Genomic DNA, 13,992 nt, shown 5'->3' on the forward strand with positions numbered 1-13,992 from the left:
CGAAGCCTGCGTCACAGGCGGCTCTCGATTCCGGTGGCGGGCGCGCCGACGCGCTCGTAGGCGCCGATGCGGTATCGCAGGCCCGACGCGGAGACGCACCAGCCGGCGGGCGGACGGAGCGACGCGCACCGCCACCGGTCGTCGATCGCGGGGGCGAAGGCGTCGGGCCGCGCGACCTGGACGTCCACCTCTGTGACGACGAGGACCCCGGCCAGGGGCATGGCCGCCTCGTAGACGCCGGCGCCTCCGATGATCCACGCCTCGCCGTCGCCCGCGCACGCCGCCACGGCCTCCTCGACGGAGGGATGCGTCTCGGCTCCGGCGCCCACGTCGCCGGAGCGGCTCACGACGACGTTCCGGCGCCCCGGCAGGGGCCGGAAGCGGGCTGGAAGCGACTGCCAGGTTCGGCGTCCCATGATGACGGGTCGGCCGGTCGTCACCCGCCTGAAGTGGGAGAGGTCCTCGGGAAGGTCCCAGGGAAGGGCGCCGTCCGCGCCGATGGCCCGAGCGTGCCCCTGAGCCCATATCATCCCCACGAGCGGCGCCCCGAGCGCCGACGGGCCGCGCGGCGTCACACCGCCACCGGGGCCTGGATCGCGGGGTGGTGCCGGTACCCCTCGGAGGCGTCGATGTCCTCCATGGAGTACTCGAAGAGGGAGGGGGCCTTCCTCAAGCGAAGCCTCGGGAAGGGATAGGGCTCGCGGGCGAGCTGCTCGCGGACCTGGTCCACGTGGTTCGCGTAGATGTGGCAGTCTCCGCCGGTCCAGACGAACTCGCCTGGACGCAGGTCCGTCTGCTGGGCGAGCATGTGCGTCAGCAGCGCGTAGGAGGCGATGTTGAAGGGAACCCCCAGGAAGAGGTCGGCGCTGCGCTGGTAGAGCTGACATGACAGCTTCCCGTCCGCCACGTAGAACTGGAAGAGCGCGTGGCAGGGGGCCAGCGCCATGGCGTCGATGTCGGCTGGATTCCAGGCGGAGACGACGATCCGCCTGGAATCCGGTTCTTCGCGCAGTTGACGCAGCACCGCGGCGATCTGGTCGATGTGGCCTCCGTCGGGCCTGGGCCAGCTGCGCCATTGGTAGCCGTAGACCGGGCCGAGATCGCCCGAGCCGTCCGCCCACTCGTCCCAGATGGAGATGCCGCGCTCCTGGAGCCACCGCACGTTGGTGTCACCCGAGAGGAACCACAGAAGCTCGCCTTTGACGGGCTTCATCGCGACGAACTTCGTGGTGATCCTCGGGAAGCCTTCGGCCAAGTCGAAGCGGATCTGGCGGCCGAACGCCGAGATCGTCCCCGTCCCGGTGCGGTCGGCCTTCCGCGTCCCGTGCTCCAGGACGTCGGCGAGCAGATCCTCGTAGGCCCGGTTGATCATGCGGTCATTCGCCGGCGACGACGGCGTTGACGAGGGAGGCGTCCTTGGCCAGGAGCCGGTCGACCCTGCCCGCCGCCTTCTTCTCGACCGTGCCGCCGATGAGCGGGATCTTCACATTGAGGTCCGCCTCCAGCGTGGCGGTGGTCGTCTCGCCGGCACCCTCGAGCGTCAGGCGCGCGGAGACGTCGACGGGCACGCCGTGGGGATCGACCGTGTAGGTGACGGTCTCGCCCGCCGCCTTCGTGGTGATCGTCGCCTTGGCTCCGTTGCGCGCGAACTTCCTGGCCTTCGAGGGGAGCCTGTCCGCCGGGACGGTCACCGTCGTGACCGCCGTCGAGCCGTCGACCTCGTGCGTGTAGTCGTCGACCTTGGCCAGAGCCGCGCGCTTGGCGGCCAGCTCCGGGGAGAGGAGGGCGGCGATGACCTGGTCGGGAGTTGCGTCGAACGTAAGGGTGCTAGTGATTTTCATGCCCCTATTGTGCACGATCGGCCCCGGGCGCGCATCGCCGCCCGCTGTGCGCCCGGCCCCGCTGTGCGTGGAGGACGGCGCAGGACGTATCCTTGGCCTGTGCCCTCCCTGACGAACATCCTCGGCCGAGCCTCCGTGCTCAGCGCGCCGGACAAAGAATGGCTTCACCAGCTCGTGGGCGACTGGCAGACGGTCTCGGACGTCTCCTTCTCCGACCTCCTCCTGGCGGTGCCCAACGACGACGGCCGGGTCACCTTCGCCGCCCATTGCCGCCCCGCCACGGCCACCACGCTCTTCGACGAGGACGTCGTCGGCTGCGAATCCACCCCCGACTTCCAGAAGGCCGCCTGGGCCACCCTGACCGACGGCGTCGAGCGCACGGTCAGCCAGTCGGCCTTCAGCCTCGTCCTCAACCCGGTCCGCCGGGGCGAGGCGATCATCGCCGTCGTCGCCGTCGCCAAGGCGCACGCGCGCAACGTCGTCCCCTCGCAGATCCAGTCGGACTACTCGGAGATCTCCCGGGCGCTCGTCCACATGATGGCCACCGGGGAGTTCCCCTTCGACGGTCGTCCGACCGGCTACCGTCACGGGACTCCCCGCCTGACCGACGGCTTCGTGCAGATCGACCCCGACGGCGTCGTCCTGTACGCCAGTCCGAACGCGATCTCCAACTACCACCGCCTGGGCATCCCCGGAAGGCTCGTGGGCAAGGTCCTGGCCGAGGAGATCACCGAGACGATCGAAGACTACTCCGTGGTGGACGAAACCCTGCCGGTCGTCGTCATGGCCAAGGCGCCGTGGCTGACGGAGCTGGAGTCCCACGGGGCGATCCTGTCCCTGAAGGCCGTGCCGTTGCGGGATCGGGGGAGGCATCTGGGAGGGATCGTCATGTGCCGGGACGTCACGGAGCTGCGCAGGCGCGAACAGGAGCTCGTCAGCAAGGACGCGACGATCCGCGAAGTCAACCACCGGGTCAAGAACAACCTCCAGACGGTCTCGGCCCTGCTGAGGATGCAGTCCAGGCGCGCCGCCAACGACGAGACGCGCGCCGCCCTGGAGAACGCCCAGAGGCGCGTGGCGACGATCGCACTGGTCCACCAGACCCTCTCGGAGACGATCGACGAACACGTCGACTTCAACGAGGTCTTCGGCCCGCTGCTCGGCCTGACGCGCGAGATCACCGCGACGGGGGTGACGGTCACGTCCCACCTGTCCGGCGACTTCGGGCGGATAGGCGCGAACAAGTCGACCTCTTTGGCCATAGTGCTCAACGAGCTCGTGTCCAACGCGGTCGAGCACGGGCTGGCCGACGGAGGGCACATCGAGGTGACGGCCAGTCGGGACGGAGACTTGCTCAGCGTGGACATCGAGGACGACGGCCGGGGCCTGGGAGCCCAGGGACCCGGTAGAGGGCTGGGCACGAAGATCGTGCGGACGCTCGTCGAAAGCGAACTGCGAGGCTCCATCCGCTGGAGCGGACGGGACCAGGGCGGCACCCGGGTCCGCCTCACCGTCGATGTGGGGGACTAGACGCGGCCGGCCCGGCATCCTGCCCAGAGCCCGCCTGCGGTCCCCGCGCCGGCTCACGCCATGCTCGAACGGCGTGCGCGCGCCGTCCTCCGCTTGAGCGAGCGGCGTTCCTCTTCGGACAGACCACCCCATACGCCCGCGTCCTGGCCGGTGTCGAGCGCCCATTTGAGGCAGATGTCGGACACCTCGCAGCGGTTGCAGACGCGTTTGGCCTGCTCGACCTGTGCGAGCGCGGGACCGGAGTTCCCGATGGGGAAGAAGAGTTCCGGGTCCTCAGTCAGGCAGGCCGCCCTGTGACGCCAATCCATAGTGTGTTTCTCCTTTGTATGCGTGCGCGCCCGTCGGTTGCGTGATACGTGCAGTATTAAAGGTTCGCAGGTTTGGCGCCCCCCGTAAAGACCCCCCAGCATGATTTTCACTTGGCGTGCGTCACAGTCTCAGGAAGTTACCGTCGCGAAAGGACGTCGAACGTCGTTCCATCCAGGACTTCGCCGGCACCGCCGTCAATCCGACGGTCACCAGGAACTCCAGTCCGATGACGATGGAGATCGAGAGCCACGGCACGGAAATGAAAATTCCGGTGTCCACGCCCGAGAACAGAGCCCTGGTCGTCAGCACGGAGCCGACCACCCCGAAGACGAGCCCCAGCGCCATCCCGACCGAGCCCAAGGCGGCCTGCTCGATCGTCAGGGCGTTGCGCAGGCTGTGCCGCGTCTGGCCGAGGGACCTCAAGACGGCGGTCTCCCGCCGGCGTTCGACGAGGGCCAGGGCGATCGGGCTCGTCACGCCCGCGGCGGCGATGAGCGTCGCTACGACGAGGTGGGCGCTGAAGACCCCCGTGACCCTGGCGACCGCCGTCCGATAGGCGCGGTGCTGTCTGAGCATCCACGAGGTGACCACGGGCGGGTGTGCGCCGCTGACGGCGTTGACCCCGGTGGCGACGCCGGTCGCGATCTGAGTGCTCGAACCCGCTGAGTCCGCGACCGAAGCCCACAGGGTGGTCGGCGGGCCGGTGCTCGAGATGCGCTTGAGATCCGCCAGCGCCATGGTGGGCTTGGCGACCTTCCCGTAGCGCACCTCGAGCCGGATGCTGCGGCCGTTGTTGCCCACCGCGGAGGCCGAGCCGACTGTGCGCCCGCCGTTCTCGGGCAGTAGCAGCCTGCCCTCGCGCAGCTTCGCGGGGCCCGAGCGCGCGGACACGACGGTGCGGGCGACGGAGGGGTCGAAGGCCTCGACGGTCGTCGACTCGTATCCGGCCACGCTCGTCTTGACCTTCGTCTCGTAGATGGGGAGCACCCCCGAGACGCCGCGGGCGGCGGCGACGGAGGCCTGCTGCTCGGGGGAGATTCCCATGCCCAGGCCTTCGGAGTCGAAGGCCTGGTAGACGTTGATGTCGTGGGAGTGGCCCGCGTCGAGGTTGGCCAGGAGGGTCTCGCGGGCGCTGGACGCGCCCGCCGCGGCCCCGGTCAGCAGCCATGTCGTGATGAACAGCGCCGATATCGCCGCCCCGGAGCGGCGGGGGGACCGCTTGATGTTCTCCGCCGCGAATTCGGCGTCGACGCGCCTGTCCTGCGGCGCCAAGGCGCGGACCGCCCTGGCCACGGGCGCGGCCGTCGCCCCGGAGAGGAACGGGCTGAGCAGGACGGAGCTCGCGATGAGCAGGGTGCCCCCCACGCCGATGCCCCAGATCCCCGGCTCCGTGCCGAGTCTCAGAGCGGAGACGGACTGCCCGAGGACGACCACGCACACGCCCAGGCCCATCACGACCGCTCCCGGGAGGAGCCGCCGGCGCAGCCCGGGGGCTCGTGGGTCGCCCGCAGGCTCCCCCTCGTCCAACGCGGCCAGCGGAGCGGTGTGCGTTGCGCGGTATCCGGGCCAGATCGCGCAGCCGAGTGTGATGAGGACGCCAGTCGCCAGCGCGAGCAGGGCGAAGGGAGGGTGGAGGGTGATGGACGAGGGGATCTCCCAGGCCTCTTCGGGGCCGCGGACGACCTTCGGGATGAACTCCGCCAGCGCCATCCCGATTCCCAGGCCGAGCGTGGCGGAGACCGTGCCCAGCAGCAGCGCCTCGCCGAGCACCATGGCCCAGATCTGGCGGACGGAGGCGCCCAGGCACCGCAGGGTGGCCAGGGAGCGCCGGCGCGTCAGCGCGAGGACTTGGAAGGTGTTCCAGATGACGACGCAGGTCAATGCGACCGCGAACAGCCCGAGCGCGAGCGTGGTCGTCTCCATGATGCTCGCCGAGTCGAGGAGGCGCTTGGCCCGGTCCTGGGCCATCGACGAGCGCGACTGGACGACGACGCCGGGCAGCGTGGAGACCTCGGAGAGCATCTGGGCGTCCGAGGCTCCGGCTGCGGCGGTGACGTACACCTTGTCGACGGCTTCGTTGGGGTTCTTGCCTTCGCGCACCAGCCACTGCCTGGACGTGGCGTCGGCGACGTATCCGGTCAGGCTCGTCCCCGTGGCGAGGGTCGAGCCTGAGCTCTCGTAGATCCCCGACACCACCATGGGAGGGGCGGAGAAACTCTGCTCCTCGGGTTGGTCCTTGCTTCGGTACTTGATCCCGACGGTCACCGTGTCGCCGATCTTCAGGCCGAGCGAGGAGGCGAGGGCCTGGGTGACGGCGATCTCGTTGGTCTGCAGGGGCATCCTGCCGTCGAGGAGCTTGTAGAACCCGAAGGCGGGGTCGGGGACGTTGAACGCCCGGAAGTCGACGGCCTTCGCCTCGTAGCGGATCCGGGCCTCGTGGCTCGACTGCCCGTAGGCCTCGCCCACGGTGGGCACCCGGGCGACTTCCGCCGCCAGGTTGCGGTTCGCGCTGGGTGCCTTCGGCGTGACGACGGCCGTGGCCTGCCCGTAGCCGCTTCCCGAGCTGGCGGTCGCGGCGTCGCGCCCGTAGCGCCCCAGCTCGAGGCTGACGACCGTGAAGGCCGTGGAGAGGACGATCGCCAGGAACGTCAGGATGTAGCGGGAGCGGTGCAGCCGGGCCGCCCGGACGAAGAGCTCGATCATTCGATCCCCACGCGGACGTCGAGCGCTTCCAGAGCGGTGAGGATGGACCGGGTGGTTGGATTCGAGACCTTGCCCGCCACGCGCCCGTCGGAGAGGAGGACGGTCTGCTCGGCGAAGGCCGCCGCGGCGACGTCGTGGCTGGCCATCACGACGGTCTGCCCGAACTCCCGAACGCAGATGCGCAGCAGTTCGAGCACCTCGGTGGACGTGGCCGAATCGAGGGAGCCCGTCGGCTCGTCGGCCAGAATGACCTCCGGGCGCCCCAGCAGCGCCCTGGCGATGGCGGCGCGCTGCTGCTGGCCCCCCGACAGCTGTTCGGGGGTCTTGGCCAGGAGGCCGCCCAGGCCCAGCGTCTCGACGATCCGCTCGAACCAGGGCCCCTCGGGCCGTCGGCGCCCGAGCCTGAGGGGCAGGAGGACGTTCTGCCTGACCGAGTAGTTCGGCAGCAGATTGAAGGACGGGAAGATGAACCCGACGTGGTCGCGGCGCATACGGGTGAGCGCGTCGTCGCCGGCCGAGCTGAGGTCGAGATCGCCGATGACCACGGTGCCCGACGTCGCCCTCTCGAGCCCGGCGACGACGTGCATGAACGTCGACTTGCCCGAGCCCGAGGAGCCCATGATCGAGGTGAAGCGCCCCGAGGGCAGGGAGAGGGTCACGTCGTCGAGAGCGCGCACCGCCAGATCCCCGGCGCCGTACACCTTGGTCAGGTGGGAGGTCCTCAGGGCGTCGCTCACGAGACGTCGCCCGGCCGGACGAGCCCCGCCTCGTAGGCCAGGACGACGGCCTGGACCCTGTCGCGGGCGCCCAGCTTGTAGAAGATATGGCCGATGTGGGTCTTGATGGTCGCCTCGGCCACCGTCAGCGTCCCGGCGATCTCGCTGTTGGTCAGCCCCTGGGCGACGAGCCGCAGGACTTCGACCTCCCGCTCGGTCAGTCCGTCGAGGAGGTGCGGGTCGATCGCGCGTTGCGCCGTCGCCTCCCGAGCCAGCTTCTCCACGAGTTTCTTCGTCGAGGACGGCCCGATGACGGCGTCGCCGCGGTGGATCGTCCGGATCGCCTCGAGCATCTGGTCGGGCGGGGCGTCCTTGACGAGGAATCCCGAGGCCCCCGCCTGGACGGCGCCCATGATGTACTCCTCCTCTTCGAAGGTCGTCAGGATGAGGACTTTCGGGCTCACGCCGGTGGGCAGGGGATTGGAGGTGATCGCCGCCGTCGCCTCCAGCCCGTCCATGACGGGCATGCGGATGTCCATGAGGATCACGTCGACGGGGACCACGCCGAGCCTGTCGATCGCGATCCTCCCGTTGCTCGCCTCCATCACCACCTTCATGTCGTCCTGAGAGTCGATGACCATGGCGAAACCGGTCCGGACGAGGGCCTGGTCGTCCACGAGGCCGACCCGGATCTGGTCTGTGTCACTCATATGGGCTCCTTAAACTGTTGTCGGGATGGGGAATGGGAATGGAGGCGATGACCCGGAAGCCGCCGCTGGGACGCGGACCGGAGATGACGGTCCCGCCGAAGGCGGCGGCGCGCTCGGCCATGCCGACCAGGCCGTGCCCCTTTCCGTCGAAGGGGGCCGCGGCGCCGCGGCCGTCGTCGTCGACCTGGAGGATCAGCGCGGCGTCCGTGGTCTGGAGCAGTATCGTGATCTCCGCGTGGGGGCCGGCGTGCTTGAGCGAGTTGGTGAGGGCCTCCTGGCAGATGCGGTAGATGGCGTTTCCGACGCCGACCGGCAGCGGGCGCGTCTCGCCCGTTCGCACGAAGGAGACCGTGATCCCCGACTCGTGGACGGTGCGCACGAGCTCCTCCAGGTCGTGCTCGACGGGTTGGGGGAGCGTCGGCTGCTCGTTCCCCTCCGCGTCGCGCAGGACGCCGATGATCGATCGAATGTCCTTCAGGGCGTCGCGCGCCATGTCGGAGATGGTCGCCAGGGCGACGAGAGGGGCCTGCGGGTCCTTCTTCGCCGCGTAGCGCCCGCCGTCGGCCTGCGCGATGACGACCGAGAGCGTGTGCGCGACGATGTCGTGCATCTCCCTGGCGATGCGGGACCGTTCTTCCAGAACGGCCAGCTCGGCCTCGGTGTCGGCGCGGTGCTCGGCGTCGCGCGCCTGGACGATCAGCGAGTTCATCTCCTGGAATTGGGACCGCCGCGCCAGGGCGAGGCCGTAGACGGCCGCGAGAACCGCGCCTATGTAGGTGAAGCTGTTGGAGAAGGTGCTCCACGAAGTGGCGCCGTTCGGCACGGTCGCCTGGCTGGTGAGCGTGGGGATCGTCAGGAGGAAGTCGCCCAGCACGCTCGCGGCGGCGACGGTCCGGTGCGCCCAGACGGGGCCGTAGACGGTGACGGCGTACAGCGAGGCGAGCACCGCCACGTCGGCGGAAATGATATTCGACGGCTCGAGAAAATGCCTCCACCCGCTCGCCGTGAAAATGAGCACCGCCGACGGCACGGAGTGCGTCCGCCGGAACGCCATGGGGACGGAGTAGAGCAGGCCGATCACCACGTCGCTGAAGGACTCCAACGCCGGCGAAGCGGCTGAGTTCTCCGGATACAGGAGCGCTATCGGACCCCGATTGAGGAAATACAGCATGGCCACGAGAAAAGCGGCACCGACGTCAATGGGGCTTATTCCCCAAAGCGTTATATAGCTGCGCTGCCCCTGTGCCATAGGTACAAGGATACGGTCCCGCCGGTTCATATGCCTTCGTCAATTGTCCTTGGCGTGCGCCACAGGATACCGTTGAGAATTTCGTCTATCCAACAAGGGTGAGCTTGCTGTCGTCATGCGACCATTATTCCCCGGACTCCCGCGTTTCACAACGCACACACTCGGGCGCGGGCCGGTTCCGCTTCCCGGCGGATTTCCCCGACCTCCGACCTGTCACAATAGGGGGGTGACAAGTCAGACGCCGCCGAGCCCGGATGCGGCCCGCGAACGCAGGGACGAGATCGCGCCGCTCTTGGAGCGGGCGCAGAGGGCCTATCATTCGGGATCCGAGCCGATCCTCACCGACGAGCACTACGACCGGCTCGTCCACGAGCTGCGGGACATCGAATCCGCCTTCCCCCATCTGGCGGCCGGCGATTCGCCGGCCCAGCGCGTGGGAGCCCCGGCGGCGGCGGGCTTCGCGCCGGTGGACCATCTGGAGCGCCTCTACTCCCTTCAGGACGTCTTCTCCATCGACGACCTGCGCTCCTGGTATGAGGGCAACGCGGAGGGCCGGACGTGCACGGCCGAGACCAAGATCGACGGCCTCGCCCTCAACCTCCGCTACGAACGGGGCCGGCTGACGGTCGCCGCCACCCGCGGCGACGGGGTCACCGGAGAGGACGTCACGGACAACGCCCGAACGATCGACTCCATCCCCGAGCGGCTCGGCGGAGAGGGCGTCCCCGAGCTCGTGGAGGTGCGCGGCGAGGTCTTCTTCCCCCTCGATTCCTTCGCCGCCTTCAACGCCGCCCAGCGCGAGGCCGGCGCCAAGGAGTTCGCCAATCCGCGCAACGCCGCCGCCGGCTCGCTGCGGCAGAAGGACCCGCGGGTGACGGCCGCCAGGCCGCTGGACTTCGTCGCCCACGGCCTCGGCGCGCTCTCGGGGGCGCCCGAGCCGACCGGAGAGCGCCTGGCCACCCAGCGGGGGACGTACGAGGCCTTCCGGGAGTGGGGCCTGCCCGTCTCGCCCTACACGCGACTCGTCGAGACGTGGGAGGAGGTCGAAGCCTTCGTCGCGCGCTACGCCGACGCGCGCTACACGCTGGTCCACGGGGTCGACGGCGCGGTCTTCAAAATCGACTCGCGCGCCGAACAGGCCCGCCTGGGCAGCACCTCGCGGGTCCCTCGGTGGGCGGTCGCCTACAAGTACCCTCCCGAGGAGGTGGAGACCCGCCTGCTCGACATCGGCGTGCAGGTCGGCCGCACCGGCCGGGTCACTCCCTTCGCTGTCATGAAGCCCGTTCTCGTCGCCGGCTCGACGGTCGCCCAGGCCACCCTGCACAACCCCTCCGAGGTGGCGCGCAAGGGAGTGAAGATCGGGGACACGGTCGTCGTCCGGAAGGCCGGGGACATCATCCCCGAGGTCCTCGGCCCCGTCGATGCGCTGCGCGACGGGACCGAGCGGGACTGGCGCATGCCCGAGCGGTGCCCGTCGTGCGGTGCGCCGCTCGCCCCCGCCAAGGAGGGCGACGTCGACGTCCGCTGCCCCAACACCGCCTCGTGCCCGGCGCAGCTTGCTCAGCGCATCGCCTACATCGGCGGGCGCGGGGCTCTGGACGTCGAGGCGCTCGGCGACGAGACCGCTCTGTGGCTGACCGATCCCGACAGGCGCCGCCCCGACGCGCTCAGGGCCCTGCTCGAAGGCGGCACGCTCCTGGTCGAGGCGGAGGACGGGCGGACCAGGCGCATCGCGGCCGACCGCGCGTTCTTCGTCGAACGCGGCGTGACCGACTGGGACGGCGCCGTCATCGATTCGCGGGCGCTCATCCCCGCAGACGTTCAACGCGAACTCGGCGTCCCCGCCCCCCAGACGCCCGTCCTGTCGGGGGAGGCGGGCCTGTTCGACCTCACGGCGGACAAGGCGCGCGACGTGTGGATCTGGCAGGAAGTGCGCGCCGGCGGCGAACCGACGGGCGACTTCCGCTGCGTGCGCGCCGCCTGGACCAAGCCGAAGTGGAAGAAGGGGCCGGACGGGACGATGCGGATCGCCCGCCCCTCGGAGCCGGGCAAGACGCTCGTCAAGATGATCGGCGAGCTGGAGGCGGCCAAGTCCAAGGAACTGTGGCGCAAAATCGTCGCCCTGTCGATCAGGCACGTCGGCCCGGCCGCGGCGAAGGCCATCGCCGCGGCCTACGGCTCACTGGAGGGCGCGGCGATGGCCAGCCCCGAGGATCTGTCGGAGCTCGAGGGCGTCGGCCCGGTCATCGCCGACTCCTTCCTCACGTGGTTCGACGTGCCCTGGCACAGGCAGATCGTCGAGACGTGGGCCGCCGCGGGCGTGGACTTCGCCGAGGAACGCGAGGCCGCCGCGGTCCCCCAGACTCTCGCGGGCATGACCGTCGTGGCCACCGGCACGCTGTCGGGATACACCCGCCAGTCCGTCAAAGAGGCGATCGAGGCCCACGGAGGCAGCGCGACCGGGTCGGTGTCGAAGAGGACGAGCCTCGTCCTCGCGGGGGACAAGGCGGGCTCCAAAGCCGCCAAGGCCAGGGAGCTGGGCATCCCGGTCATCGACGAGGAGCAGTTCGCGGCGCTCCTCGACACGGGCGAGCTGCCCTGACGGGCAGGCATCGGCTTCCCCCGGTGACCGCACCCGCCGTCACAGGAGGGGCCCCAGGGGCCGCAGGATCCTCTCGATGACGCGGTTGGAACGCCCGCGGGCGTCCCACGCCGCGCGCGTGAGCTCGTGGGAGTTGTCCAGGTCCACCTGGAAGATCCGCTCCATGGCACGGGCGAAGTCGTCGTCGTACACCTCGATGTTGATCTCGAAGTTGCCGCGCAGCGACAACCGGTCGATGTTCGCGGTCCCGACGGTCGACCACTTCCCGTCCACGACCATCGTCTTGGCGTGGACCATGGCGTCCTCGAACAGGAAGATGCGCACCCCGGCGCTTAGGAGCTGATCGTAGTGCGGGCGACCCACCCAGTCGCCGACGATGTGGTTGGAGTATTCGGGGATGAGCACCCGCACGTCCACCCCCCGCCGGGCGGCGTGTCGCAGCGCCGTGAGCATGTGCTCGTCGGGGATGAAATACCCCATGGTGATCCAGGCGCGCCGGCTCGAGCGGTTGATCGCGTCGAGGTAGAGGGATCCGATGGGATAGTCGTTGAGCGCGGGGGTGTTGACCGTGGCTTTGACGGTTTTGTCCCACAGGTGCGTCCCGTTGTCGGGGAGGGTGGGGTGCTCCCTGCGGCGGAAGTCGTTCCACATGTCGGCGAAGGATCCCTCGAGCTCCCAAGCGGCCGGCCCCTCGATCCGCACATGGGTGTCCCGCCAGTGGTGGGCGTACAGGGTGCCGATGTTGTAGCCGCCGACGTACCCGACCTTCCCGTCGATCGCGAGGATCTTGCGATGGTCGCGTCCCTTGTCGCGCGCTCTGCCGGTGAAGATCCCCGTGCGCACCAGCGGGAACTGGAGGGTGTGGAGGTTGCGCATCTTCGGCAGGTGCCGGAACCTCGGATCCTGGTTGAAGTTGCCCCACGTGTCGAAGATCGCGTAGGTCTCGACTCCGCGGCGCGCGGCGTCGATGAGGGCGTCGCGGAACTCGAAGCCGGTCTCGTCGGCCTTGACGATGAAGCACTCGAAGTAGATGTGGTCGGTCGCCGAGCGTATGTCCTCGAGCATCGCGTCGTACAAGTCCCTCCCGTAGGTGTAGACCGTCATCTCGTTGGGTCCGACGACGGTCTCCTGCGGTGGCAGGTGCGGGAAGTTCCCCGACTGAGGGGAGCGGCGTTTGCGCATCGCGTCGATGGCGGTGACGGTTGCCACGGCCGCCGTCTGAACGGCGAGCGTCCCGAGCGCCCCCCACTTGACCGCGCTGACGATGTGCCTCCGACGAGGCCGGCGAAGTCGGGACATGCCACTACTGTAGCCAGTCCCGGCGCGGTGAAGGAAAATCGGCGATTCATCTCCCTGCCCCCGCGCCAACCGTAGTTTCATGTCCCCAGTGCCCTTCCCGCGCACCGGGCAGACCGCCCGCGCAGTCCGGACCCATCCCGAGGCGCGGCGTGTGGGAGACGTCGCGGGAGGCATCCCTCCGGCGACGTAGAATCGGGGCATGTCGTCTTTTTCTGTTGACGAGGTGGCGCGTCTCGCGGGCCTCGCCCGGATCTCGCTCACCCAGGACGAGATCCGGCGCCTGGCTGGAGAACTGGATGTGATCGCCTCCGCCGTGGCGAAGGTCTCCGAGGTCGCCACCCCGGATGTCCCCGCCACGAGCCACCCGATTCCCCTGACCAACGTCATGCGCGACGACGCGGTCGTTCCCACCCTCGACCGGGACGAGGTCCTGGCCTCGGCGCCCGCCCAGGAGGACGGGCGATTCCTCGTGCCGCAGATCCTCGGGGAGGAATGATGAAGGACTTCCTCACACTCCCGGCGCTCGAGCTCGCCGGCATGCTCGCCGCCGGCGAGCTGACCTCGCTCGAGCTCACCCAGGCCTGCCTGGACCGTATCCATGCCGTCGACCGCCGGGTCGGCGCCTTCCTCTTCGTCGACGACGACGGCGCCCTGGCCGCCGCCCGCCGGGTCGACGCCGAGCGCGCGGCCGGCCGGCCCCTCCACCGCCTCGCCGGCGTCCCCGTAGCCATCAAGGACAACATGGTCTCGCGCGGTCAGCCGACGACCTGCGCCTCGAAGATCCTCGAAGGCTGGCGCCCACCCTACGACGCGACCGTCGTGACGCGGCTGCGCGAAGCGGGCCTGCCCATCGTGGGGAAGACGAACATGGACGAGTTCGCGATGGGCTCCTCCACCGAGCACTCGGCTTTCAAGCCGACGCACAACCCGTGGAGCCTGGACCGCATCCCCGGCGGTTCGAGCGGCGGCTCGGCGGCGGCGGTCGGCGCGTTCATGGTCCCCTTGGCCCTCGGCTCGGATACCGGCGGCTCGA

General features: G+C 69.6%; 13 protein-coding genes. 4 read left to right on the forward strand and 9 right to left on the reverse strand.

The window, feature by feature from the left end:
* Positions 1-11 precede the first annotated feature (11 nt).
* From HMPREF0043_RS05040 to HMPREF0043_RS05050, 3 genes are read right to left on the reverse strand one after another with little or no spacing between them, the layout of a single operon-like run.
* Positions 12-530, reverse strand: a complete 519-nt coding sequence (locus HMPREF0043_RS05040) for a dihydrofolate reductase (RefSeq protein WP_051317448.1) — start codon at positions 528-530, stop codon at positions 12-14.
* 41 nt (positions 531-571) lie between these two features.
* Entirely contained in the window at positions 572-1,372 is an 801-nt protein-coding gene (locus HMPREF0043_RS05045; protein ID WP_021601834.1) for a thymidylate synthase, read from the reverse strand.
* Between the two features lie 4 nt (positions 1,373-1,376).
* Positions 1,377-1,841, reverse strand: coding sequence for a DUF2505 domain-containing protein (locus HMPREF0043_RS05050; RefSeq protein WP_021601835.1), 465 nt, complete (start codon positions 1,839-1,841; stop codon positions 1,377-1,379).
* Positions 1,842-1,940: 99 nt separating this feature from the next.
* Between HMPREF0043_RS05050 and HMPREF0043_RS05055 the strand changes: the two genes are divergently transcribed.
* Positions 1,941-3,371 carry a sensor histidine kinase gene (locus HMPREF0043_RS05055; protein WP_021601836.1) on the forward strand — a complete coding sequence of 477 codons (1,431 nt, stop codon included), beginning with the start codon at positions 1,941-1,943 and terminating at the stop codon, positions 3,369-3,371.
* A gap of 53 nt (positions 3,372-3,424) precedes the next feature.
* Here HMPREF0043_RS05055 and HMPREF0043_RS05060 read toward each other — a convergent pair whose 3' ends face one another.
* The 5 genes from HMPREF0043_RS05060 to HMPREF0043_RS05080 all read right to left on the reverse strand — a co-directional run bounded on the left by HMPREF0043_RS05060 (position 3,425) and on the right by HMPREF0043_RS05080 (position 8,980).
* A complete protein-coding gene (locus tag HMPREF0043_RS05060) occupies positions 3,425-3,679 on the reverse strand; it encodes a WhiB family transcriptional regulator (RefSeq protein WP_021601837.1) in 255 nt (84 codons plus the stop codon).
* A 121-nt stretch (positions 3,680-3,800) separates the two neighbouring features.
* Positions 3,801-6,383: an FtsX-like permease family protein gene (locus HMPREF0043_RS05065; protein WP_021601838.1), complete on the reverse strand. Its 2,583-nt coding sequence runs from the start codon at positions 6,381-6,383 to the stop codon at positions 3,801-3,803.
* A complete protein-coding gene (locus tag HMPREF0043_RS05070) occupies positions 6,380-7,120 on the reverse strand; it encodes an ABC transporter ATP-binding protein (protein ID WP_021601839.1) in 741 nt (246 codons plus the stop codon). Before HMPREF0043_RS05070 ends, HMPREF0043_RS05065 begins: the two co-directional genes overlap by 4 nt.
* Entirely contained in the window at positions 7,117-7,809 is a 693-nt protein-coding gene (locus HMPREF0043_RS05075; RefSeq protein ID WP_021601840.1) for a response regulator, read from the reverse strand. The genes HMPREF0043_RS05070 and HMPREF0043_RS05075 overlap by 4 nt, the downstream gene beginning before the upstream one ends.
* On the reverse strand, positions 7,802-8,980 hold the full coding sequence (locus tag HMPREF0043_RS05080) for a sensor histidine kinase (protein ID WP_232206039.1): 1,179 nt from the start codon (positions 8,978-8,980) through the stop codon (positions 7,802-7,804). The genes HMPREF0043_RS05075 and HMPREF0043_RS05080 overlap by 8 nt, the downstream gene beginning before the upstream one ends.
* Positions 8,981-9,284: 304 nt before the next feature.
* On the opposite strand from HMPREF0043_RS05080, the gene ligA reads away from it, so the two are divergent.
* On the forward strand, positions 9,285-11,660 hold the full coding sequence (ligA, locus tag HMPREF0043_RS05085) for an NAD-dependent DNA ligase LigA (RefSeq protein ID WP_021601842.1): 2,376 nt from the start codon (positions 9,285-9,287) through the stop codon (positions 11,658-11,660).
* 39 nt (positions 11,661-11,699) lie between these two features.
* Here ligA and HMPREF0043_RS05090 read toward each other — a convergent pair whose 3' ends face one another.
* A complete protein-coding gene (locus HMPREF0043_RS05090; RefSeq protein ID WP_021601843.1) occupies positions 11,700-12,959 on the reverse strand; it encodes a phospholipase D-like domain-containing protein in 1,260 nt (419 codons plus the stop codon).
* Positions 12,960-13,158: 199 nt separating this feature from the next.
* Between HMPREF0043_RS05090 and gatC the strand changes: the two genes are divergently transcribed.
* Together gatC and HMPREF0043_RS05100 are read left to right on the forward strand one after the other, a co-directional pair.
* Positions 13,159-13,455 (forward strand): Asp-tRNA(Asn)/Glu-tRNA(Gln) amidotransferase subunit GatC, encoded by a 297-nt coding sequence (gene gatC, locus HMPREF0043_RS05095; protein WP_021601844.1) that lies wholly within the window; start codon positions 13,159-13,161, stop codon positions 13,453-13,455.
* Positions 13,455-13,992, forward strand: a 538-nt coding sequence (locus HMPREF0043_RS05100; RefSeq protein WP_040317898.1) for an amidase, incomplete at its 3' end; no start/stop codon positions are given. The genes gatC and HMPREF0043_RS05100, both read left to right, overlap by 1 nt.

It is taken from the genome of Actinobaculum sp. oral taxon 183 str. F0552, from assembly GCF_000466165.1.
Classification (GTDB): Bacteria; Actinomycetota; Actinomycetes; order Actinomycetales; family Actinomycetaceae; genus Peptidiphaga.